This is a genomic window from Streptomyces sp. NPDC052107, from assembly GCF_040680215.1.
Classification (GTDB): domain Bacteria; phylum Actinomycetota; class Actinomycetes; order Streptomycetales; family Streptomycetaceae; genus Streptomyces.
Window position 1 is genome coordinate 1 of record NZ_JBFAWG010000071.1, and the last position, 22,156, is coordinate 22,156.

23 protein-coding genes and 3 pseudogenes are annotated in these 22,156 nt (G+C 71.8%); 11 read left to right on the forward strand and 15 right to left on the reverse strand.

Translation table 11 applies throughout. From position 1 onward, the window contains the following. Positions 1 to 218: 218 nt before the first annotated feature. The 9 genes and pseudogenes from AB0M27_RS37805 to AB0M27_RS37845 all read left to right on the forward strand — a co-directional run. Positions 219 to 575, forward strand: a pseudogene (locus tag AB0M27_RS37805) (zinc ribbon domain-containing protein YjdM); the annotation flags it as partial. Between the two features lie 166 nt (positions 576 to 741). After that, on the forward strand, positions 742 to 1,083 hold the full coding sequence (locus AB0M27_RS37810) for a metalloregulator ArsR/SmtB family transcription factor (RefSeq protein ID WP_365729010.1): 342 nt from the start codon (positions 742 to 744) through the stop codon (positions 1,081 to 1,083). Next, the gene (locus AB0M27_RS37815) at positions 1,080 to 2,828 is read left to right on the forward strand and encodes a SulP family inorganic anion transporter (RefSeq protein ID WP_365729012.1); all 1,749 of its coding nucleotides are present in this window, start codon (positions 1,080 to 1,082) and stop codon (positions 2,826 to 2,828) included. Before AB0M27_RS37810 ends, AB0M27_RS37815 begins: the two co-directional genes overlap by 4 nt. Beyond that, on the forward strand, positions 2,825 to 3,232 hold the full coding sequence (locus tag AB0M27_RS37820; protein ID WP_365729014.1) for a pyridoxamine 5'-phosphate oxidase family protein: 408 nt from the start codon (positions 2,825 to 2,827) through the stop codon (positions 3,230 to 3,232). Before AB0M27_RS37815 ends, AB0M27_RS37820 begins: the two co-directional genes overlap by 4 nt. Beyond that, a complete protein-coding gene (locus tag AB0M27_RS37825; RefSeq protein ID WP_365729015.1) occupies positions 3,232 to 3,657 on the forward strand; it encodes an ATP-binding protein in 426 nt (141 codons plus the stop codon). The genes AB0M27_RS37820 and AB0M27_RS37825 overlap by 1 nt, the downstream gene beginning before the upstream one ends. Before the next feature lie 47 nt (positions 3,658 to 3,704). Further along, on the forward strand, positions 3,705 to 4,073 hold the full coding sequence (locus AB0M27_RS37830; RefSeq protein ID WP_365729016.1) for an anti-sigma factor antagonist: 369 nt from the start codon (positions 3,705 to 3,707) through the stop codon (positions 4,071 to 4,073). A gap of 290 nt (positions 4,074 to 4,363) precedes the next feature. Further along, positions 4,364 to 4,714 carry a metalloregulator ArsR/SmtB family transcription factor gene (locus AB0M27_RS37835; RefSeq protein ID WP_365729018.1) on the forward strand — a complete coding sequence of 117 codons (351 nt, stop codon included), beginning with the start codon at positions 4,364 to 4,366 and terminating at the stop codon, positions 4,712 to 4,714. Positions 4,715 to 5,105: 391 nt separating this feature from the next. Then, positions 5,106 to 5,414, forward strand: a pseudogene (locus tag AB0M27_RS37840) (cbb3-type cytochrome c oxidase subunit I); the annotation flags it as partial. A gap of 20 nt (positions 5,415 to 5,434) precedes the next feature. After that, positions 5,435 to 5,557: pseudogene (locus tag AB0M27_RS37845) on the forward strand (hypothetical protein); the annotation flags it as partial. Positions 5,558 to 5,811: 254 nt separating this feature from the next. Here AB0M27_RS37845 and AB0M27_RS37850 read toward each other — a convergent pair. From AB0M27_RS37850 to AB0M27_RS37910, 13 genes are all read right to left on the reverse strand, one after another. Next, positions 5,812 to 6,366 (reverse strand): HD domain-containing protein, encoded by a 555-nt coding sequence (locus AB0M27_RS37850; protein ID WP_365729020.1) that lies wholly within the window; start codon positions 6,364 to 6,366, stop codon positions 5,812 to 5,814. Next, positions 6,363 to 7,193: an inositol monophosphatase family protein gene (locus AB0M27_RS37855; RefSeq protein WP_365729022.1), complete on the reverse strand. Its 831-nt coding sequence runs from the start codon at positions 7,191 to 7,193 to the stop codon at positions 6,363 to 6,365. Before AB0M27_RS37855 ends, AB0M27_RS37850 begins: the two co-directional genes overlap by 4 nt. Next, on the reverse strand, positions 7,190 to 8,428 hold the full coding sequence (locus AB0M27_RS37860) for an alpha-D-ribose 1-methylphosphonate 5-triphosphate diphosphatase (RefSeq protein WP_365729024.1): 1,239 nt from the start codon (positions 8,426 to 8,428) through the stop codon (positions 7,190 to 7,192). Before AB0M27_RS37860 ends, AB0M27_RS37855 begins: the two co-directional genes overlap by 4 nt. Beyond that, positions 8,425 to 9,225: an ATP-binding cassette domain-containing protein gene (locus AB0M27_RS37865; RefSeq protein ID WP_365729025.1), complete on the reverse strand. Its 801-nt coding sequence runs from the start codon at positions 9,223 to 9,225 to the stop codon at positions 8,425 to 8,427. The genes AB0M27_RS37860 and AB0M27_RS37865 overlap by 4 nt, the downstream gene beginning before the upstream one ends. 5 nt (positions 9,226 to 9,230) lie before the next feature. After that, entirely contained in the window at positions 9,231 to 11,105 is a 1,875-nt protein-coding gene (locus tag AB0M27_RS37870) for an alpha-D-ribose 1-methylphosphonate 5-phosphate C-P-lyase PhnJ (protein ID WP_365729027.1), read from the reverse strand. Continuing rightward, a complete protein-coding gene (locus AB0M27_RS37875) occupies positions 11,102 to 12,232 on the reverse strand; it encodes a carbon-phosphorus lyase complex subunit PhnI (RefSeq protein ID WP_365729029.1) in 1,131 nt (376 codons plus the stop codon). Before AB0M27_RS37875 ends, AB0M27_RS37870 begins: the two co-directional genes overlap by 4 nt. Further along, complete coding sequence (phnH, locus tag AB0M27_RS37880) at positions 12,232 to 12,903, reverse strand: phosphonate C-P lyase system protein PhnH (protein ID WP_365729031.1); 672 nt, start codon at positions 12,901 to 12,903, stop codon at positions 12,232 to 12,234. The genes AB0M27_RS37875 and phnH overlap by 1 nt, the downstream gene beginning before the upstream one ends. After that, on the reverse strand, positions 12,900 to 13,334 hold the full coding sequence (locus tag AB0M27_RS37885; RefSeq protein WP_365729034.1) for a phosphonate C-P lyase system protein PhnG: 435 nt from the start codon (positions 13,332 to 13,334) through the stop codon (positions 12,900 to 12,902). The genes phnH and AB0M27_RS37885 overlap by 4 nt, the downstream gene beginning before the upstream one ends. An 8-nt stretch (positions 13,335 to 13,342) precedes the next feature. Next, on the reverse strand, positions 13,343 to 14,158 hold the full coding sequence (locus AB0M27_RS37890) for a GntR family transcriptional regulator (protein WP_365729036.1): 816 nt from the start codon (positions 14,156 to 14,158) through the stop codon (positions 13,343 to 13,345). A 174-nt stretch (positions 14,159 to 14,332) separates the two neighbouring features. After that, the gene (phnE, locus tag AB0M27_RS37895) at positions 14,333 to 16,138 is read right to left on the reverse strand and encodes a phosphonate ABC transporter, permease protein PhnE (protein ID WP_365729038.1); all 1,806 of its coding nucleotides are present in this window, start codon (positions 16,136 to 16,138) and stop codon (positions 14,333 to 14,335) included. A 4-nt stretch (positions 16,139 to 16,142) separates the two neighbouring features. Beyond that, positions 16,143 to 16,946 carry a phosphonate ABC transporter ATP-binding protein gene (gene phnC / locus AB0M27_RS37900; protein ID WP_365729040.1) on the reverse strand — a complete coding sequence of 268 codons (804 nt, stop codon included), beginning with the start codon at positions 16,944 to 16,946 and terminating at the stop codon, positions 16,143 to 16,145. A gap of 150 nt (positions 16,947 to 17,096) precedes the next feature. Further along, positions 17,097 to 18,056 carry a phosphate/phosphite/phosphonate ABC transporter substrate-binding protein gene (locus tag AB0M27_RS37905; RefSeq protein ID WP_365729042.1) on the reverse strand — a complete coding sequence of 320 codons (960 nt, stop codon included), beginning with the start codon at positions 18,054 to 18,056 and terminating at the stop codon, positions 17,097 to 17,099. A gap of 314 nt (positions 18,057 to 18,370) precedes the next feature. Further along, on the reverse strand, positions 18,371 to 18,652 hold the full coding sequence (locus AB0M27_RS37910; RefSeq protein WP_365729044.1) for a hypothetical protein: 282 nt from the start codon (positions 18,650 to 18,652) through the stop codon (positions 18,371 to 18,373). Between the two features lie 420 nt (positions 18,653 to 19,072). Between AB0M27_RS37910 and AB0M27_RS37915 the strand changes: the two genes are divergently transcribed. Continuing rightward, the gene (locus AB0M27_RS37915; RefSeq protein WP_365729046.1) at positions 19,073 to 19,483 is read left to right on the forward strand and encodes a transporter; all 411 of its coding nucleotides are present in this window, start codon (positions 19,073 to 19,075) and stop codon (positions 19,481 to 19,483) included. A gap of 182 nt (positions 19,484 to 19,665) precedes the next feature. Here AB0M27_RS37915 and AB0M27_RS37920 read toward each other — a convergent pair whose 3' ends face one another. Then, positions 19,666 to 19,896: a LysR substrate-binding domain-containing protein gene (locus tag AB0M27_RS37920; RefSeq protein WP_365729048.1), complete on the reverse strand. Its 231-nt coding sequence runs from the start codon at positions 19,894 to 19,896 to the stop codon at positions 19,666 to 19,668. A gap of 176 nt (positions 19,897 to 20,072) precedes the next feature. After that, the gene (locus AB0M27_RS37925; RefSeq protein ID WP_365729049.1) at positions 20,073 to 20,780 is read right to left on the reverse strand and encodes a TetR/AcrR family transcriptional regulator; all 708 of its coding nucleotides are present in this window, start codon (positions 20,778 to 20,780) and stop codon (positions 20,073 to 20,075) included. A 135-nt stretch (positions 20,781 to 20,915) separates the two neighbouring features. Between AB0M27_RS37925 and AB0M27_RS37930 the strand changes: the two genes are divergently transcribed. Continuing rightward, on the forward strand, positions 20,916 to 22,139 hold the full coding sequence (locus AB0M27_RS37930) for a saccharopine dehydrogenase C-terminal domain-containing protein (protein ID WP_365729052.1): 1,224 nt from the start codon (positions 20,916 to 20,918) through the stop codon (positions 22,137 to 22,139). Positions 22,140 to 22,156 lie beyond the last annotated feature (17 nt).

The following is a 22,156-nucleotide window of genomic DNA, read 5'->3' on the forward strand; positions in this document are numbered from 1 at the left end:
AGCCCCACGTCACGAGCCCGGGAAAACCGTGAAACGAATCGAAACCCTCACCGAACACGTCCGCCTGAAACAGCAGCGAGGATAAAGATCAAGCTGAATTCCGGGGCCGGTCCGAGGGCGTCCGGATTACGGCCTGCACCCGGCCAGGACCAGGAGGGCGGTTCTCGTCGGCTCGGGGCGGATGCCGAGGCCGGATACGCTGGCCGGATGAATGAGATCTTCCTCCCTGTCCGAAGTGCTCCTGTGAGTACACCTATGAGATGAACTCCCTTGTGGTCTGCCCGGAGTGCGGCCACGAATGGGTTCCCGCGGAGAGCGGGGGAGAAGGCGGGGACGCCGCCGGGGAGCGGGTCGTCAGGGACTCCGTCGGCAATGTGCTGCAGGACGGCGACTCCGTGGTCGTGGTGAAGGCGCTCAAGGTGAAGGGAAGCCCCTCGGGGATCAAGGCCGGCACGAAGGTGCGCAACATCCGGCTGGTCGACGGGGTGGACGGGGTGGACGGGCACGACATCGACTGCAGGATCGAGGGCTTCGGGGCGATGCAGCTGAAGTCCAGCGTGGTCAAGAAGGCCTGATCGCCCCCGCCCTGCCGGAGCAGGGCGGCATCGGGGCCCTCTGCTGCGGAATTGCAAAATTTCGCAATTAGTTAGATGCTGAGTTGGCTGTGCCTGCAGGTAGCCGCGGGCACAGCCGATCGCGTCCGCCCCCGGGTGGGGGCCACGAAGGGAAGCCGAGGGGCCTGTGTCCGTTCCGCTGTACCAGGCCAAGGCCGAGTTCTTCCGGATGCTCGGTCATCCCGTGCGCATACGGGTGCTGGAGCTCCTGCAGGACGGGCCGAAGCCGGTGCGGTACCTGCTCGCCGAGATAGAGGTGGAGCCGTCCGCCCTGTCGCAGCAGCTGGCGGTACTGCGCCGCTCCGGCATCGTCACCTCCACCCGGGAGGGCTCCACGGTCGTCTACGAGCTCGCCGGCGGCGATGTCGCGGATCTGATGAAGGCCGCACGCCGGATCCTGACGGAGATGCTGGCAGGGCGGAACGAACTGCTGGCCGAACTGCGGGAAGCGCGGGGCAGCACGCGATGACCCCGGGGATCAACCGGGCCCGAGCCCGGATCGTCGCACTGCTGCCCTCCGGCGCCGATCTCGACCAGATGCGCCGCGACCCACGCCGGGACCTGCTGGCCGGACTGACCGTGGCGATCGTGGCGCTGCCGCTCGCGCTGGGTTTCGGTGTCTCCTCCGGGCTGGGCGCGCAGGCGGGCCTGGCGACCGCGGTGGTCGCCGGTGCGCTCGCCGCCGTCTTCGGCGGTTCGAATCTGCAGGTGTCGGGGCCGACCGGCGCGATGACCGTCGTACTCGTGCCGATCGTCGGCACCTACGGCCCGACCGGTGTGCTCACCGTCGGTGTGATGGCCGGCGTGATGCTCGTCGCGCTCGCCGCGCTGCGCGCCGGGAAGTACATGCAATACGTGCCCGCGCCCGTCGTCGAGGGCTTCACACTCGGCATCGCCTGCGTGATCGGACTCCAGCAGATCCCGAACGCCCTGGGAGTGCCCAAGCCCGATGGCGACCGCGTCCTGGTCGTCACCTGGCGGGCGGTCGAGGAGTTCGCGAAGGCACCCAACTGGACCGCCCTCGCCTTCGCGCTCGGCGTGGCCGCGGTCATGCTGGCAGGCGTCCGGTGGCGGCCGACAGTCCCCTTCTCCATCGTCGCGGTGATCGCCGCGACGATCGTGGCCCAGGCGGCCGGGCTGGACGCGGCGCAACCGATCGGCGCCCTGCCCGCGGGGCTGCCCGTGCCCTCGCTCTCCTTCCTCGACCCGGGGTCCCTCGGCACCCTGCTGGCCCCGGCCGTCGCGGTCGCGGCCCTGGCCGCACTGGAGTCGCTGCTGTCGGCATCGGTCGCCGACGGCATGACCGTGGGCCAGAAGCACGACCCGGACCGCGAGCTCTTCGGCCAGGGCCTGGCCAACATCGCCGCCCCGCTGTTCGGCGGCGTCCCGGCGACCGGCGCGATCGCCCGCACCGCCGTCAACGTCCGCACTGGCGCGAGCTCCAGGCTCGCCGCGCTCACACATGCCGCCGTCCTCGCGGTGATCGTCTTCGCCGCCGCGCCCCTCGTGTCGAAGATCCCTCTCGCCGCCCTCGCCGGTGTCCTGCTGGCCACGGCGATCCGCATGGTGGAGGTCGGCTCACTGCGGGCGATGGCGAAGGCGACCCGCTCGGACGCGGCGATACTCGTGCTGACCGCCGTCGCGACGCTCGCCCTGGACCTCGTCTACGCCGTGATCATCGGCCTGGTCGTCGCGGGCGCCCTCGCCCTGCGTGCGGTGGCCAAACAGGCCCGTCTCGACCAGGTGCCGCTCGACCAGGGCGACCACAGTGCCGAGGAACACGCCCTGCTCGCCGAGCACATCGTCGCCTACCGCATCGACGGGCCGCTGTTCTTCGCCGCCGCCCACCGCTTCCTCCTGGAGCTGACCGAGGTGGCGGACGTCCGGGTGGTGATCCTGCGCATGTCCCGCGTGTCGACCATGGACGCGACCGGTGCCCTGGTCCTCAAGGACGCGGTCGAGAAACTGAACCGGCGCGGCATCCTCGTCCTCGCCTCCGGCATTCGCCCCGGTCAGCGCCAGGTCCTCGACTCCGTCGGCGCACTGGCACTGCTGCGCCACGGGGGCAGGGAGTACGCCACGACACCCGAGGCGATCGGTGCCGCCCACGACCATCTGTCGGACGTCGGAGTACTGCCCGCCATCCCCGCTCCCATGACCGGTCCCACGCCCGACCTCAAGTCCGACCCCAAGTCCGAGGAAGCCGTCCGATGAACACGTCTCCCGCCCCTCCGCGCTTGCTCGAGCTGTCCGGCGCCGAGGCGTTGTGGCTGCTGGAGGGCGGCAGCCTGGGACGCCTGGTGTACGGCCTGCGGGAGCAGACCGTCGTCCGTCCGGCCCGGCACGTGTTCCAGTACGGCCGGCTGGTCGTACGGACCCCTGCCCCGACCGCGACGGTGCCCGCGACCGCGACGTACCACGTGGACGAGATCCAGGAAGCGACCGGTACGGGCTGGACGGTGACCGTGGCCGGCCCCGCCGAGGTGATCACGGATCGCGACGAGATCGCCCACTACCGGCGCACGTTGGCCGGCTGGGTCCACGGTCCGCGCGACACGGTCCTGCGCATCCACCCCAAAACGGTCAGCGGGTTCCGTCTGGCCCGCGCGGAGGTCTGATGTCTACGCAGCTGGCGGTTCTGCCGTACCGGCACGTACTCACGCTGCCCAGTGAACCGTCTGCCGTCCGGCTGGCCCGTGAGACCGCGGAGCTGGCGCTGGTGGAGTGGGGAATCGGACTCCGACACCCCACGGTGGACCCGGCCCTGCTGATCCTCAGCGAGCTCGTCACCAACAGCGTCCGGCATGCGGCCGCCGTCTCCCCGCAACTCACGGTGATCTACGCGGCGGGCAGGGACTGCCTCGCCTTCGCCGTCCACGACCGTCATCCCTCTCAGCCGCCGTTGTACGGATCAGTGGCGAGCGGGCGTACGGGCGGTCTCGGCACGGTCATGGAGCTCGTCGCCGGTCTGAGCGGCACCGCGGTCGTCCGCAGGGACGCCGACGGCGGAGGCAAGAGCATATGGATCACCCTGCCCCTCTGATCCCTACGAGCGCCCGACTGGCCACCCACGCCAGGAAGTTCACCACCATGACCATCGACTGGCGGTACACGGCCGAGGAGCACCGCGGCATCTTGTCGGTCGCCGGATGCCTGGGCCCGGATGCCGTCCGGCGCTTCAACGGTGCCATCGGCTGGGCCGTCGCCCGCGGTACCGGCCCGGTCATCGTCGATCTAACCCAGCTGCGCAGCTGGTCGGCCGAGGGCCAACCGGCCATCACCGATGCCGCCCGCCGCCTCGCGGAGGCGGGCCGGGGCCTGGAACTGGCCGCCATCCCCGCCGACGGATCCCTCGTCCCGGAGGGGGGACTGCCCGCCCATCCCGGTTCACGCGGACCTGGCCACGGCACTCGCCGCGCACGGAGCGGAGTCCGGGGGGCAGGTGGACGGGCGCGATGAGTGGCGTGCGACGGGCTGGCCCGCGGGAGACCGACTGGGGGGGATGACCCGAGTCATCCATGGGCCGGTTGCGACCCCTGTCCCGGAGAATGAGCCACGCGAGCCATGCGATGCCTGCGCCGCGCAGTGGTCGCCGCTGGGTTCGGCGGCTCGGCTCCCCGGTGGGCGGGTTGGGTCCGGCCGGTTCCACAGGCGAGGATGGGCCACATGTGTGTGACGAGTGGGTGGATGCGATGCGCCGGGGCCTGGCCGGCGGGGCCGTACTGTGATGTCGAGAAGGAGACGGCTCGATGAGTACGCCGCTGTACCAACTGAAGGCCGAGTTCTTCAAGACGCTCGGCCATCCGGCCCGCATCCGTGTCCTGGAGTTGCTGAGCGAGCGCGAGCACGCGGTCGCCGAGATGCTGCCCGAGGTGGGCATCGAGCCCGCGCACCTGTCCCAGCAGTTGGCCGTGCTGCGGCGCGCGAACCTGGTCAAGACGCGGAAGGAGGGCTCGGCCGTGTACTACTCGCTGACCAGCCCCCACGTCGCCGAGCTTCTCCGGGGCGCCCGCACCATCCTCTCCGGTGTACTGGCCGGTCAGGCCGAACTGCTCGCCGACCTGAAGGCCGCCCAGTCACAGGGTGAGCCGCGGTCCTAGCGACGGCCATCGGTCGCTTCACCCCATAAAGCACGGCAGTTGGGCGGCGGACCAGGGCTCCGGCAACGGCTGCGAGACCGAGATCACCGCCGCGTGCAACAGGGTGCGCGCCGGGCGGCTGAGGTGTGCGTAGGCGGCCTCGGGCGTCTGCGCTCGGCGCACCCCGAAGAGGGCCATCGGGCCCCTGCGCTGACTGATCCGGGGCTGTTCGGCCCTATCCGGCCCCGGTACACCTCCGACGATCATGAGGCGGCGGCCGGGAAGGCCGGCGGCATACCCGCACGAGTGCACCTTCCCGGTCGCGGTTCTCCGTGACAGAAGGGGAGGACGTCGTCCGGTGGACGAGACGCAGGAACAGCAGGTGAGGTCGGCACGGCCGAGGGACGCGGCGGTGGTCTCCGTGGCCGTCGCGACAGCCGGGCGAACGGAACAGGCGGCGAGCGGACGGCCGTCGTGGGCGGAGCGGCTGACGACCACCGACCACAAGAAGATCGGGACGATGTACCTGGTCACCGCGTTCGCCTTCTTCATCGTCGGCGGGGTGATGGCCCTGCTGATGCGCGCCGAGCCGGCCCGGCCGGGTCTGCAGATCATGTCGAACGAGCAGTTCAACCAGGCCTTCACCATGCACGGCTCGATCATGTTGCTGATGTTCGCGATGCCGCTGTTCACCGGCTTCGCCAACTGGATCATGCCGCTGCATGCGGACGAGACATCTCCGTGCGCTACCTGCACAAGCCCTTTTGGGCCGAGGGGACGACGGTCAGCTGGCTGATCCAGCGCCGGCGGCTGGAGGAGTGCCGACGCGTGCACGCTGCGCTCCTGGGAGACGTGATTATCGCGACGGTCGTCCATCGCTGGGGCTTCCAGAGCGCCACCCCCTTCAGCCGCGCGTTCCGCTCGACTTCGCCATGGCCTGGCACCGCCGCAACTCGGTGGATCCCGGGCACCGTTGGTTCCACGACCACCTCGCGGCGACGGTCCTGGCCCCGTCAGGCCCGGCGACGACGACACGTGCCGGGCGAGTACGGTGCCGTAGCGGCGAACGCTGCCCTGACTCCGGGGCGTGTGCGGGCGGCAGCCCCCGGGTCCACCTGTCAGACCCCCCGCGCGGCGATGCAGCGGGCATGGGCCGCCAAGAGGGCCGGCATCGGCAGCAGGGGTCCGTCCGGGTCCTTCGCCGCGTCGTCCCAACGGCGAAGCGCCACCGCGTCCGCGGCCATCGGATGGGCCGCGAACTCCGCCGCCTCGCGCTCGTCCATCGGACCGCCCTGGACCTTCAGGGACGCGACCGACACCGGGCTGAGCTGGGCGTGGTAGGCCGGGTCGGTCGCCACCAGATAGCGCTTGGCCGGTACGTGCTGGGCGATGACCCATGCCACGCGCTCGCTCAGCCGGCGCCGGGCGAACGCGGCGCCCGCCAGCTCGTGCGGCAGGCCCGGGTGTTCGGTCCGGACGGGCCGGGCACGGCCGATGTCGTGCAGCGCCGCGGCCACCACCAGCTCGTCGTCCGCGCCCGCGTCCCTCGCGAGCCACGCCGTCTGCAGCGCGTGCGCCCGCTGATCGACGCGCTCCCCGCCGTAGGGGAGTCCCGCGAGGCCGTCGACGAGTTCGGTCAGTTCCTCGCTCGTGAGCGGGATTCGGGTGGTCATCGCTTCTCCGTTCCGCGAATGGTGTCCGCCAGTTCCTCCGCGAGTCGCGGGGTCGCCGCGACCACACCCGACCAGCGGCGGTTGAGGTCGGGGTCGATCTCCAGCGGGCGCCCGTGCACATCGATCACCGCGCCGCCCGCCGCGGGGACGGTCACCAGCGCGGCCGCCAGGTCCACGATCCGGTGCGTGTCGGAGCCGGCGTCGGCGAACGCGTCCGTCGACCCCTCGGCCACCAGCACCGCTTCCAGGCAACTCGTCGACAGGATGCGGATCCTGGAGGCCCGTGTCGCCACCCTCCACCACGCGTCGGCGATGTGCGGCTGCGGGCGCAGCAGACTCACCGCCGCGCCGTCCAGCTCGGTGCGGCCGCTCGTCCGGTAGGGCGAGGGCTGACCCGCCACCGTGTGCCAGCAGCGCCCGGTGTCCAGCCAGCAGGTCAGCGCCTCCGTCGGCACCCCGTCGACCGCGACGACACCCGCGAAGGTGGACAGCGGGACGCCTGCCGCCGCGTTCGCCGTGCCGTCCACCGGGTCGACGACGAGCGTCACCGCGGAACCGTTGTCGATGCTGCCCAGCTCCTCGCTGAGCAGATTGATCCGGTGGGCGTCCACGACCTCGGCGATCGCGGTGTCCACCAGGATGTCCAGCCGCATCGTCGGCGTACCGTCCGCGCCCATCTGTACCTTCTCGGCCAGCTGGGCCCGGTCGTATGCTCCGCGCGCGGCGCGGAAGGCGTCCACGGCGGCGCGGGTCGCCGCGGCCAGCGCAGGGTGAACGGTGGACGGCAGCTGCGGTTCGGGCACCGCCCAGGGGATCCGGCCGCTCATGCCGTCTCACCCCCCGAGGCCGCGCGCAGGACGGCCGCGACGACGGGCCAGGGACGCCCCGGTTCGGCCAGCACCAGGTCGGCCCGCAGGCCCGCCTCGAGTCGGCCGCGGTCCCGCAGACCGGCGACGTCCGCGGCGCCGCCGGTGACCAGGCCGACCGCCTCGGGCAGCGTCGCCAGTCCCTCGTCGGCGAGCAGCAGTGCCGCTCCGAGCAGACCCGACGGCAGGTAGTCGGAGGCGAGCGCGGTGACCAGCCCGCGGGCGACCAGCTCCTGACCGGAGGCGTTGCCGTTGTGCGAGTGGCCGCGCAGGACGTTGGGCGCGCCCATCACGACCGGCATGCCGTGCTCGCGTGCGGCCTTCGCGGCAGCAGCCGTGGTCGGGAACTCCGCGACCGCGCCGCCCCGTTCGCAGAGCTCCTCGATCTCCCGCGGTGAGCTGGGGTCGTGGCCGAGCAGCCGGATGCGGCCCGCGCGGGCCTGCTCGCCGAGCCAGTCCAGCGCCTCCTCGCGGATGTCGAGCCGGCCGTCCCGGTCCTCGATGAGCCGGTCGACGTGGGCGCGGGCCTCGTCCTGGGCCATCCCGCGGGCACCGACCAGATACCGCTCGTAGTAGCTGCGGTCCGCGTACTGGCCCTGGCCCGGGGTGTGGTCCTCGTGCGACACCAGGACCGGCCCGCGGGCAGCGCCTCGGATCTCCTCCAGCCGCTGCCGCAGCCCGGCCAGGCCCTCCGGGCAGCGGATGTCGAGCCGATGCAGAATCCGGTGGTCGACCAGCCCGTCGCCGCGGCTCCCTACGGCCGCGCAGATCCGCCGCGCGTTCTCCAGGGTGCGGCGCATCCCGCGCCCGCCGCTCTCCTCGAACGCGGCGCCGTGGAAGGCCGTCGTGACACCGGCCGCGCGCAGCTTGCCCTCGAAGGACAACAGGGCGAATTCCATGGGAAGTTCGGCTCCGGGCCGCGGCAGCAGCTCCTTCTCCAGACCGTCGCTGTGGACGTCCACGAGGCCGGGCAGGCACAGCATGCCCTGACCGTCGACGTCGGCCTCCAACCCGGCCGGGTGCGGTTCGACGGCCGCGATCCTGCCGTCCCGGACCGCGACCAGCGCGTCGTCCATCACTCGGTCCGGCAGCACCGCCCGTACGTGCCCGAGCACGTAGTCGCGGGGCGGTCCGCCCAGCGTCCAGCCCTGGGCCGGCGCCTCGGCCGGCCCCCTGTTCACCAGGCCCGTGCTCATGCAGCCTCCTCCAGCATCTGAGCCGGTACGCCCTGCTGGGCGATCCGGCCTTCCTTGACGAACACCACCCGGGACGCCAGTTGACGGATGGCGTCCATGTCGTGGAAGACGGCGAGGACGGCGACGCCCTGCCCCGCCAGTGAGTCGATCAGTTCCAGTGCGGCCTCGCGGTTGGCCGGGTCCAGCGCGGAGACCGGCTCGTCGAGCAGCAGCAGCCGGGGCGGCTGCACCGTTCCGGCAGCGAGGTTCACCCGCTGGCGCTCACCACCGGAGAGGACACCGCAGTCGACGTCCCACAGCGCCTCGTCGAGGTTCAGCCGGCGCAGCGCGGCCGCGGCGGCCTCCCTCGACCGGGCTCGGTCGAGCCCGCGCCGCCGGGCGGTCGCGGCGACCACCTCCAGCGGGCCGGTGCGCGGCGGGGCGGCAAGGAACTGCGACACGTAGCCGAACTCCCGTCCGCGCAGCCGGGCCATCTCGCGGTCGGGCAGCGTGGTCAGTTCGACCGGCCCGGCCGCCGTGCGCAGCCGTACGGAACCGGAGTCCGGCAGGTACGTGCGGTACACGCAGCGCAGCAGTGAGGACTTGCCGGCCCCGCTGGGGCCCGCGAGGGCCACGTGCTCGCCGGTGCGCACGTCGAGGTCGACGCCGCGCAGCGACGGGACGGTACGCCCGTCGATGCTGTGCAGGGTGAAGGACTTGTACAGGGCGCGTACTGACAGGACGGTGCCCAAGGTCTCGTCCGCGGAGTCGTTGTCGGGTTCGGTCTGTGCTGAGCGGGTGGTGTCGGCGGTATTCACCGGGCTCACCTCCGGGCCGCGGCGACGAGCCGCTGCGTGTAGGGGTGGTGGGGATCGTGGAAGAGCTGGTCGGTCAGGCCCTGTTCGACGACCCGGCCCGTCTGCATGACCAGGGTGCGGTCGGTCAGTGCCTCGATCACGGAGAAGTCGTGGCTGACGACCACGGCTGCGACGTCCCGCTCGGCGAGCAGGCTCCGCAGCAGATCGAGCACTCCGGCGGCGACGGAGGCGTCGAGACCGGTGGTGGGCTCGTCGAGCAGCAGCACGGGCGGTTCGGTGGCCAACGCCTTGGCGATCTGCACGCGCTGCCGCATACCGCCGGAGAAGGTGTGCACGGGGTCGTCCATGCGGGACAGCGGCACCTCGACCCGGTCCAGCAGCTCCGCCGCCCGCCGCCGGATGGCGTGGTAGCCACGCCAGCCCGCCGCGGTCAGCCGCTCGGCGATGTTGCCGCCGGCGGAGACGCGCAGGTCGAGTCCGGCGGCCGGGTCCTGGTAGACCACGGCCATCGAGTCGATCCGCAGCCGCCGCCGTACGGCGGCCGGCAGATCGAGCACGTCGGACGTGCCGCCGTCGACCGTGGCGAGGCGGACCCGGCCCGCGGTGGCCGGTTCGTCGCCGATCACGCAGCGCAGCACGGTCGACTTCCCGGAGCCCGACTCACCGATGAGGCCCAGGGCCTCGCCGGGTGCGACATCGAAGGAGACGTCCCAGGCGGCCACAACGGCGCCGGTGGACGGGCTGATCGCGGTGCCGTGCTCGGGACCCGTACCGGGCACGGCCGATGCGCCGCCGGCGCCGTGCACCTTGCCGAGGCCGTCGACTCGCAGGGCCCATTCGGGGCCCCCGGCCGGCGCCCGGTGTGCCGCCGCGGGCTCCTGCTCGGCACGCGTCGGTTCCGCCGTACCAAGCACGGGCGCGGTACGGCGTCCGGCGCGGGCCAGCGGGTCGGGGAGCAGGGCCAGCGGCGCGCGGTCCCGATGGGCGGCGGTGTCGGCGTCCCCCGCTTGGACCCGGGCGCACCACTCTGTGTCGCTGCAGGCGAAGGATCCCTCGGTGCCGGCGTTGACGAGGTAGACGTCGTCGCTGCCGCAGAACTTGCAGCGCGCGCCCGGCTCGTGCTCGACCTCGAACGGCACGTCGTCGAAGGTGAGGGGCCGTACCTCGGTGTGCGGGGGCACCGCGTAGATGCGCTTCTCGCGGCCGGCGCCGAAGAGGTTGAGGTGCTCGGCCTGGTGGAGCCGGGGCACGTCCCAGCGAGGGATGGGGCTGGTCGCCATGACGTAGCGGCCGCCGACCAGCACGGGGTAGCCGGTGCTCGCGGTGATCATGCCGTTGCGGACGATGTCCTCGTAGAGGCTGACCCACATCGCGGAGTAGTCGCCTTCGGCGTGCATCCGCGCGCACTCGGCCATCGACTTCTGCACGCCGCGCAGCGGTTCGGGCACGGGCACCTGGTAGACGAGCACGTGGTGGGTGCCCAGGCCCTCCTCCGGGATGCGGTGGCGGGTCTGTACGACCGTGGCCTCCCGGGTGTCGGCGGACTCGCCGCATCCGGTGGTCTGCGCGATCATCCGGCGCAGATTCGTGGCGTTGACCCCGGCGTCGTCGCCCTGGTCGATCACCTTCACGGTGTCGTCGGCGCCGATCACCCCCAGGGTGACCTGGAGTCCGCCCGAGCCCCAGCCACGCGCCACGGGCATCTCCCGGGAGCCGAACGGGACTTGGTAGCCCGGCACGCACACGGCGGCGAGCGCGGCCCGGCGGATCTCCCGCTTGGCGTCCTCGTCGAGGATCCCGGCGGGCGGACTGCCCGCGTCCGCCTCGGCGACGAGCGCGCCGACGCGCGACATCTGCGGGGTCTCGTACGTCGTGCTCATCGGCAGTCCTTTCCGGCGGGCTCGGCGGCCCGTGCCGACGGGTCCTCTCCCGCCTCGGCGGCGGCCCGCATGGCTTGTTTGCGCTCGACCATCGAGCGGAAGGTGACGTAGTGGGGGAGCTTCAGGTGTTCGAGGAAGCCGCCCGAGTCGAGGCCGTCGACGGTGAGCAGCAGCAGCTGCTCCAGCGGCCCGCTGCGACCGAACCGGCGGTTGGCGATGTCCAGGTTGGCCATGGCGATGGCCTTGCGCTCGTTGTGCCCGAAGCACAGGCCGTAGCCGACGTCGAAGCGGGTACGGTCCTCGTCCGCCCCGTCCAGGTCCTCGATGGCTTCGGCCTCGGTGACACGGAACTCGCCCAAGGTGACCGGGTTTCCGGTGTGCGGGTGGCGCACGCGCAGCGGCAGCCGGCCGTGTCGCAGCTCGCCCAGAGTGATCTCGTGCACGTCGCCGTCGGGCCCGAGGACCGAGCGGTACCACAGAGCCACCAGCGCACCCGACTCGGCGCGGGCCATGGCGGCCAGGACCGCGGACCTGTCGGCGGGCGGCCGGGCGGGCTTGCGGGTGATGTCGTGCGGCTCCGGGTCGTCACCGGTCCGGCCTTCGACGGCCAGCTCCTTCTTGCGGAGAAGGTCGAGGAACCGGCGGGGGCTGCGCTGTTCCTCGGTGCGCTCGGCGCGGTCTGTGGCATCCCCGGTGGCCGCGTCCTCGGCCAGCGGCTCCGGCGGGCCTTCGGGCCGCTCCAGCAGCCGGCCGGTGTAATCGGCGGTACGGCCGAGCAGTTGCGGACCGTCGGGCTGGCGATAGGCCGGCACGATGCGGCGCAGCACGGTCATCTCGTCCGGGTCGACGGGTTCGCTGACCGCCAGCCGCGGCAGGGTGGACCGCTGGGCGCGCAGCAGGTGCGAGGCCTCCAGGGTGTCGCCCTCGGCCTGCCGGAAGGCGGCGGCCGCGGTCGGTTCGTGGTAGAGGCCGGCCTCGCCCATCACCCGGTCGACGGCCAGCCGGAAGCGGGCGGTGATCTGTTCCGTCGACACCCACGGTGTGGGTGCGTGGTCCCGTTTGCGGCGGACCAGGTCCTCGGCGGCGAGGATCGCCTCGAGTCCTCCGCGTGCTCCCGAGTACCCCATCAGTCCTCCTCCTTGGACACGGCATCCGTCGTGGCGTCGGCCACGAAGGTGACAGTCGTGCTGCGCGGCAGGCCCATGACACGGCCGTCGGGGGAGACGAGCAGCAGATCGACCCCCGCGGGGAAGCCGCCGACGGCCGTGGCCCGCGCCTCGACGAATCCGTCCGGCACACCGTGCGGAGCGACGTCCCGTTCACCCGGCACGCCGGGCCCGGACAGCCGCCAGATGCGCGGCCCGCCCTCCAGCGCGGTCACCGGCAGGCACAGAACAGCGCCGTCTTCCGGCGCCTCGGCGGTGCCCCGGGCCGGACGGAGGATCTCCTCCGCCGCGACGGGCCGTACGGAGGTGGCGAGCCGGGCCCTCTCGAGTGGCACCGCGGGGGCGTTGGTGGCCACGCTCACCACGTCTGACCAGCGCCGGGAGGCGTCCTCTTCCAGGACGCAGACACCGGTGCCGAGGTCGGCGAGCGCGAGGACCGGCAGCAGCGCGGGCGGCACCACGCCGGGGACGTCGGCGGGGAACCGGGTGACCGTGCCCGGCCGCGCCAAGGCGTCGAGCACGGCGCGGAAAACGCCCTGCGCCTGTGCCGGGCGCAGCTTGGCCGCGGTCACCAGCTCCGCGGTCCCGGCGGCATCCGCGGCGGGTGTCGGCCCTGTCGCAACGGCGGTCACGTCAGCTCCTCGAACTCGACGACGGTCGGGGCGAGTTCCGCCCACTCCTGGCTCTCCTGCCGCTCACGGCGGCTCGCGACCCGCTCGCACAGCAGGTCGATGTCGGCGGCCCGGGGGCGGCCGGACTGCGCTTCGGCGTCGAGCACCGCGGCGGCCAGCACGGCCAGGCGATCGTCCCCGAGGCGCATGGCCCAGCCCCGGTGCCCGGCGAGCTCCACCTCGGCCCGGCAGGCGAGGACGTCACCGAGCAGAAACCGTTGCGCCAGGACCGGTTCGCGCACCTGCGCGGTCACACAGCCGACCTCGGGCCCCACCAGCACCCGCACCTGCGCGCCGTCGGCGATGCAGGCGTCGGCCAGTTCGATCAGTTCGGCCCTCTGGGCCTCGGCCAGCAGGGCGCAGCGATGCTCCCTGCTCAACACGTATGTCACCACTTCTCCTACTTCATTACGGTGTGGACGGTTCCCGCGATGCGGAGGCTTTGCGCACGGTGAAGGTCGGTGCGCCCTGCGACCGGCTCGCTGACGGCCTCCTCACCGGTGGCCCGTTCATCGAGTTCGACCACGACACGGACGGCATCGGCACGGGTCCAGGTACGGCTGCACATCAGGACGTTGCCGATCACGTCGTCCCGGCTGACGCTCTCCACCAGCCAGGCGGGCTGGCTGCTGTCCATGCGCAGGGCGCGAAGGACCTCCGCCGGCGGGACGTCGATGCTGACCCTGCACCAGGCCCGCATCGGCCGCACCCGCACCATCTGGCGCAGCACCTGGTCGACGGACTCGACGGCGTGCAGCGCCAGATCAAGGTCCGGCACCTCGTCAATCGGGATCCACTCGTGGACCCAGGAGGCGAGGAGGTCGTCGATGTAGAACTCGCGCACCACCTCGTGCACGGGCGAGCCGGCCGGGCGCTCGAACCGCTCCGCCAGATGGGCGGGCAGCGGGATCGTACGCACCGACTTGACCAGGGCACGAGGCGTGGCGCCCGCCGCCGAGATCGTGGTGGACCACGATGGCGGGGCACTGCGCGAGATGACGTAGTCGATGCGCCGGTTGACGAAGGTGCCCGACCCCTGGGTCCGGCGGACGACGAATCGGCGCTCCAATTCCTTTACGGCCGCCCTTGCGGCGGCCCGGCCCACGCCGAACCGTCGGGCGATCTCGGCCTCGCTGGCCACCCGAGTGCCGCGGGCGCACTCGGCCAACTCGGCGGACAACTGCTCCGCGATGTCCAGATACCTGGTCGCACTCACACCGGGAACTATGGTCGGCCGACTTGTCCGAACAACCTGCTACCGACCAACGAGTCCGGCCGGGAACATGAACAGCCGTGACAGTTGTTTCGCGGTTCGGGGCGGCCGTTTCCCGTGGAATCCATGGCGGAGGACGGCGCGGCCCTGCATTGCGGTCCGGCCGTCATCCGGCTGTCAGCGCACGACCCGGCGCAGCCACACCGCGAGCAACTCCACGACGAGCACCGTGGCGAACACCATCAGCAGCACGGTGGTGACGACCCCGAATTCCTGTACCCGGGAGGCGTTGAGGAGATCGAAGCCGATGCCGCCCGCGCCGACGATGCCCAGCAGTGTCGCGGAGCGGATGTTGACGTCGAGCTGGTAGAGGACGTGCCCGACGAACGCGGGCGCGGCCTGTGGCAGTGTCGCCGAGCAGAAGACCTGCCAGCGTCCCGCACCGGTGGCGCGTACCGCCGCCTCCACTCCCGGGTCGACCTCCTCCAGCGAGTCGGCGACGAGCTTGCCGAGCAGCCCGACCGCGCCGACCCCCAGTGCCAGGGCGCCGGCCACCGCGCCGAGGCCGGTGATCACCACGAAGACGATGGCGAGGACGAGTTCGGGAATGCCGCGGACCAGTACCACCACGACCCGGAACACGGCGGCCGTCGCGGGCGAGGGCGCGACGTTGCGCGCGGCCAGCGCGCCGATGGGCAGGGCCAGCACCGCGCCGATCAGGGTCGCGGCGAAGGCGATCTTGATCGTGTCGAAGAGGTCGGACAGGAGGTCCGGCAGGATGCCTCCGGTGCTCGGTGGCCAGAACAGCCCGAGCGTGTGGCCGATGTTGCCGAGTCCACCGAGGAACTGGTCCGGTGCCAGACCGGCGCCCCGCACGGAGGCGGCGAGCGCGAGGACGGTCACGGCCGCGTAGGCGGTGCGGCGGACACGGCGGGCGTTCCACGGCGCACTGATACGGAGTGGGGCCGCAGATCCCGCTCCGGTGCGGGCCGCGTGCGTCGCGTTCCCCACCTCCGCGGGGTGCGACGCGGTCTTCAGGTCCGCCGGGGCCACCGCGGCCAGAACGGGGGTTCGGGCAGCGGAAGCCCGGGACACCGCGTCCTTGCCCCGCGCCCGCCCACCCGCGTCGACGTTGCGCAGCAGCGCCCGGCGGATCGCACCGGAGAGCAGCTCCACCAGCACGCACAGCACCAGTACCACCAGCGCGAGCGCCATACCCCGCCGGTAGTCGAGGGCGTTCAGGGCCTGCGCGATCTCGTAGCCGAGTCCGTTGACGCCGACGAAGCCCAGCAGCACCGAGACCCGGAGGTTGATGTCCAGCCGGTGCAGGGCGTTGGCGACCAGGGAGGGCAGTACCTGCGGCAGCACACCGGTGACCAGTTGCTGCAGGCGGCCGGCGCCGGTGGCGCGTACGGCGGTCCGCGGCCCCTCGTCGATCTGCTCGATCGCGTCGGCGTACATCTTGGCGACCATGCCGACCGAGTGCAGGCCCATGGCCAACACGCCGGCCAGTGCGCCGAGTCCGAAGACACGGAAGAAGACGATCGCCAGCACCACGTCCGGTACGGCCCTGGCCAGGACGATGACACCGCGCGCGGTGAACCGGGCGCTCGGGTGCGGGGTGCTGTTGCCGGCCGCCAGCACCGCCACCGGGATGCTGAGCAGCACCGACAGCAACGTCGCGCACACCACGATGGCCATGGTCTGTCCGCACAGCCGCAGCACGTCGGCGGCGGACGGGAAGTCGAGCGGGAACATCCGCCCGGTGAAGTCCACCGCGTTCGAGGCACTGTCCACCAGCGTGGCGGCGTTGATGCGCAGGTCGGCGAAGGCCCAGCAGGCGAAGCCGGCCAGCGCGGCCATCACGAGCAGCGCGGCGAGGCCGCCCGCACGGGGCCGGGGCAGGGTCCGGGGCGCGGCGTCGGGCCCCGTGGACGGGGCGGGGGAGGGCGGCGTCGGGGCGGCCGCGGTCGAGACGGTCACGGGCTCAGCCTGCCGTTGCGGTGAGGACTGCCGGGGCCACGACGCCCAGGCGTGTGTACACGGACATCACGTCGTCCCGGGTCAGACCGGACACCGGCCTGTCCATCAGTACCTGCCCGGCCCGCAGGCCGATGATCCGGTCGCCCCAGGAGAGCGCCAGATCGACCTGGTGCAGACTGCACAGCACGGTGAGCCGCTCCTCCTCGGCGATCTCCTTGATGAGCCGCATGATCTGTGTTGAAGATTCCGGGTCGAGGGAGGCCACGGGCTCGTCGGCGAGCAGGATCTCCGGCCGCTGCATCAGCGCCCGGGCGACGGCCACACGCTGCTGCTGACCGCCGGAGAGGGTGTCCGCCCGCTGGAACGCCTGGTCCAGCAGGCCGACCCGCTCGAGGTGGCGCAGTGCCTCGCGCCGCAGCGTCTGCGGATAGCTGAGCAGACCGAGGCGCGGGCCGCGCAGCCGGCCGAGCGCGCCGGTGCACACGTTCTCCAGCACCGTGAGGCTGCCGACGAGGTGGAACTGCTGGAAGACGAAGCCGATACGCCGGCGGAGGCGACGGAGTCCGGCCCCGCGGGCGCGGCCCACATCGGTGCCGAGGACGCTGACCGTGCCGGTGGTGGCCTGCTGCAGTCCGTCGATGTGGCGCAGCAGGGTCGACTTGCCGGACCCGGAGAGCCCGAGCAGCACGACCATCTCCCCGGCCCGGACGCTCAGCGAGACATCGTCGAGTGCGAGCACATCGGAATCGAACCGCTTGCTGACGCCCTCGAATCGCACTACGGGTACGGGGACATGGTCGGTGGCCAAGGGTCGCTCCGATTCTTTCGGTGATCTGAACTGCGTACGGGCAACCGGGATTGCGGGCGGCCGAAGCTCCGCCATCCCGGTTTCCGGCGGTGGCCGCGTATCCGCGTTGTCCGCGCTATGGGAGTCGCCCGCGTGACCCGGCCGCGTGGGTCAGGGCTTCACGCACTGCTTGTCCTTGGTGACATCGCAGACCTTGCGGACGCCGTCGTAGTCGCTGTCGCTCACCTTCGTGAAGCCCCAGTCGCCGGCATCGTCGACCGTGCACTTGCCGCTGCCGGAGCAGAAGCCGTGGGCCTTGAGGTAGTCGACATTGGCCATGCTCTGGAAGGCGTTGGCGATCTTCTGCTTGAGATCGGCGGGGAGATCGTCACTGATCGCCACCGGGGAGCCGGGGATGACCGGGGACTTCCACACCGTGGTGATGTCGCCCTTCTTGAGCTGACCCTTTTCGATCAGCAGCTTGTCGACCATGACGTCCTCGGCGAATCCGGCATCGCACTGGCCGCTCTTCACCGCGAGCACGGAGGCGTCGTGGCCGCCGGCCATCACCGGGGTGACGGCCTTGTTCGGGTCCACTCCGGCCTCCAGCAGCCCGGCATGCGGGTAGAGGTAGCCGGAGGTGGAGTTGGGGTCGACGAAGCAGACCTTCTTGCCGGCGAAGCCCTTCAGGTCCTTGATCGGCGAGCCCGTCTTGACGATGCCGTAGGACTGGTAGCCGGGCTTCGCGCCCTTCGTCTCGACACCGGCGGCGACCGGGGTGATCTTCACACCGGAGGTCTTCGCCTGCACATAGGAGAACGGCCCGTAATTGGCAATCTGGATCTTTCCGGCACGCTGTCCCTCGATGACGGCCGCGTAGTTCGTGGCCGACTGGAAAACGATCTTCTTGCCGGTCTCCTTCTCCAGCAGTTTGACGACGGGCGCGAAGGAGGCCTTGAGGGCGGTGGCGTTCTCAGACGGAACTGCAGCCATCACGAGGGTGTCGCTGCTACTTCCGTCCGACGACGCGGAAGACTTGGAGGCGGCACTCGAGCCGCAACCGGCCAGGGCAAGGACGGAGGCGGCACCGAGGGCGAGTACGCCGAGATTGCGCCGGTTCGCTAGAAACATGGTTGGCTTCTCCTCAGACGGCCCGCACGGGCGCCGCCGAAACGGGTCTCGAACGGCACCCAGGCTGAATCCGGGCCATGCCGAGGCAGAGAAGCGATGGTTACGACCCGTCGAACGGGTCCGGTCTCTTACGGATACCGGACCGGACGACTCGCGCCCGTCTCAAGGCTTCCGGTCGGCCTTGCCGTGCCGGAGGCCAACCGTCGGCTCGCCGACCTGGTTCCCGCGCGGCACCCCAGGTGTGGGTCTTCAGCCCCGAGGACGCCAGTGGTGCGGCCCGCTCGGGCCCGTCGGCGCAGGCCGTCCCAGAGTGCTCACAGATGCTCGCGAGGGGCGTGGAGGAGGGCGGGCGCTGCGCCGAAGGGACGGACGGTCCGGTCAGGTTCGCGGTAGGCGGGCCAGCCGGGATCGCCGGTGGTGGCGAAGGCGACCCACGTGGCATGCATGCTGTCGGCTAGGTGCTGGGGAGGGGCGGCGCCGAGGAGGGCTGCGAAGCCCGGGTCGGCCAGGTTGCCGAGGACGAACGGGACGTCGACCGCATGGCACGCGTCGAGCTCTCCACCCAGAGGCGCGGGCCACCTCGTACGAGATCTCATGATCCGGCCGGGTGAGGAACCGGGGACCGCAGGGCCGGGGGATGAGGCCGCACGGCGGCCCCGCCGACCGTCCGGTCATGTCAGACGCGTGAAGAAGCGTCAGTCCGTTGAGGAGAGAGGGACGGACGAGTTGTCGTACCCACTCGAGCGTGGTGCCGATGAGGCCGGCGGCGACGGCTCGAAGGGCGCCGAAACGAGAGCGCTTGTAAGCACTCCAGCGCCGCGTTGGGGTGCACAGCCACTCGATGAAGTCGAGTTGGGTGAGCGCCTTTTCGAAGGGCCGGCAGCGGATGGCGGCGCCGGCGAGGGCGGCGCGGAAGTGGCTCACGGCGTCGACCACCGTTTCGTCCGGCCTTCTGGCCGATGCCTCAGCCCATCTGGTCCTCCGCCGACTGATGCTCCACGGTCCTGCCGGTCTCCGTGAACGTCCGCGTCACATGCCCGGACGAGTACACCCCGCTGGGCCCCGCCGTCTTCGGCGTCATCCTCACCAACCGCACTCTCGACACGCTGCCCGGACACCTCGCCCGGTCCGGTCTGAGCGCGGCCGACCAGGGCCAAATGAACGGCATGGTGTCCCACGTCGGCATCCAGGCCGGCGCGTTCCTGCACCTGAAGACGCCGCAGGCCACCGGGCAGGCCCTGTCCGCCTACGGCGCGAGGTTCACCGACGCGCTGCACACCTGCGCCCTCGTCGGCGGCATCGGCATGCTGCTGGCCGCACAGCTCGCCCTCGTCCTGATCGGTGTGCGCGCCCGGCCGGCGCCCGGCACCGGCGCGTCGGCCGCGGTGACCCACCCCGCCGGCGCGGCCGCCGGTGACGTGAGCTGACGATCCGACGGACTGCCGCCGCGCCGAGGCCGCGCGGCGGCACAGGTCACCGCTGCGTCCGGTCCAGGCAGGCAGGACCTGGGCGCGCGTCGGCGTACTGCCGCACGGCGTTGACGCCGACCGCCTTCAACTGGTCCGGCCCACAAGACGACTCCGGGGCTGTCCGCCGACAGGCCCCCGCACTACCAGGCGCGGGCGGCGCGCCGGAGGGTGTCGCGCACCCGGATCACGTCCGGATTGGCCTCGGCACCCGCGCGCTGGACGAGGAACAGCGTGTTCAGCGGCGGCTCCTCGGGGTCGTGGAGGAGGTTGAGACGGTTCGAGTCGAGGTACTCCTGACACAGCGAGCGGGGCAGGACGCTCACCCCGGCGCCGGCGTTGACCGCGGACAGGACCGCGTACAGGTTCGGCACCTTCGGCTTCCCGCCCTTCGACGCCAGCGTGGTCGAGTTCCAGGCACCGGGCTCCGGTGTGCCGGGCCGCCTGTCCTGGCGTCACGCAGGTTCGAATCCTGCCCTCTCCGCGCAGCGGCTCACATCGGGCCGGCCGCCGTTCCCTCACTGATCCCGCGCCGGCGGCGCCGCACGCCTCACGCCTGCGGTCGGGGCAGTTGCGCGGCGGTGTGTTCCAGCAGGATCTCCAGGGCGGCCGGATAGGCGCTGTGCGGCATGTACCGGGCGAGCAGGTGTGCCGTGGCGGCGATGTTCGGGTGCGAGTCGGCGGGCAGGCGGGCATAGGTGGAGTGCCACATCTCCTCGTCGCCCGCACGAGCCTCGTCCGCCAGCGCGAGGGATCCGGCGTCGAGCGCGGCGAAGGCGAGACTCTGGTCGATGAACGCGTGGTACACGCGGACCGCCACGGGGTCGGGGAGCCCGGCGCCACGCAGGATGCCGAGGATGGTCTCGTCCACCGCGATCTCACGGGGCCTTCCGGTGACCCGGCTGGCGGTGAGGACGGCAGCCTGCGGGTGGGCGAGGTAGGAGGCGTGGATGGCCCGGCCCAGCGCGCGCAGGTCCGTGCGCCAGTCCCCGGTGGCCGTCCAACTGTCCAGGGCCCTGCCCATCAGCTCGTCCCCGATGGCCCGGGCCAGGTCGTCCATTCCGGCGAAGTAGCGGTAAAGGGTGCTCGGATCGGCGCCCAGCGCCGCGCCGAGACGGCGCGCCGTCAGCCCGGTGCTGCCGTGCTCCCGCAGGACACGCAGGGCGGTCTGCACGATGATCTCCTCCGACAGCACGGTGCCGCCGCGCGTCGGCCGCCGCCGGCGGCGTGCCGCCTCCGGCACCACTTGCTTCGCCATGTCGGTCGTCCTTCCGTCGCCGGCCACGACCCACCCGTGCCACCCTTATGCCAACGGGGTAGACCTTATATCCCGGCGTGGCGTTGCATCGACCCCGTCCGGAGGCGCTCGCCTCCCGGCAGAAAGGTGTGTGACATGCGCGTACTTCTGGTGGGCGCGGGCGGCGTGGGAACGGCCGTCACCCGGATCGCCGCCCGTCGCGACTTCCTCGCCCACATGGTCGTCGCCGACTACGACCTCGCACGTGCCGAGGCCGCGGTCGCGGCGCTCGGGGAGCGGGGCGCCCGGTTCAGCGCGCGGCGGCTGGATGCCTCGGATCAGGACGCGGTGGCCCGGATGCTTGTCCAGGAGCGGTGCGACGTGCTGCTCAACGCCACCGACCCCCGGTTCGTGATGCCACTGTTCCACGCCGCCCTGGAGGCCGGCACGCACTACCTGGACATGGCGATGTCGCTGTCCGCGCCGCACGGCTCGCGCCCGTACGAGGAGTGCGGTGTCAAGCTCGGGGACGAACAGTTCGCACTGGCCCGGCGCTGGGAGGAGGCCGGACGGCTGGCTCTGGTGGGCATGGGCGTCGAGCCGGGCCTGTCCGACGTCTTCGCCCGGTACGCGGCCGACGAACTGTTCGACGACATCGAGGAGATCGGTGTCCGCGACGGCGCCAACCTGACGGTCGAGGGTTACGACTTCGCGCCCTCCTTCAGTATCTGGACGACCATCGAGGAGTGCCTCAACCCGCCGGTGGTGTACGAAAGGGGCCGCGGCTGGTTCACCACCGCACCGTTCAGCGAGCCCGAGGTCTTCGACTTCCCCGAGGGCATCGGTCCGGTGGAGTGCGTCAACGTCGAGCACGAAGAGGTGCTGCTGATACCGCGCTGGGTGGACGCGCGTCGTGTCACGTTCAAGTACGGGCTGGGCGACGACTTCATCGCCAAGCTCAAGACCCTCCACGAACTCGGACTGGACGCGACGGCCAGGGTGAGCGTGCCCGGGAACGACGGACCCGTAGAGGTCTCGCCGCGAGACGTGGTCGCCGCGTGCCTGCCCGACCCGGCCGGCCTGGGGGAGCGGATGACGGGCAAGACCTGCGCCGGCACATGGGTCAAGGGCACCAAGGACGGGGCGCCGCGTGAGGTGTACCTGTACCACGTGGTCGACAACCGGTGGTCGATGCGCGAGTACGGCTCGCAGGCCGTCGTCTGGCAGACGGCGCTCAACCCGGTCGTCGCCCTGGAACTGCTGTCCACCGGCGCCTGGTCCGGCAAGGGCGTTCTCGGTCCGGAAGCCCTGCCCCCGCGCCCCTTCCTGGACCTGCTCACCGAGTACGGCTCTCCGTGGGGCCTGCGCGACGACAGCTGATCCCGCTGTCCTGCTCG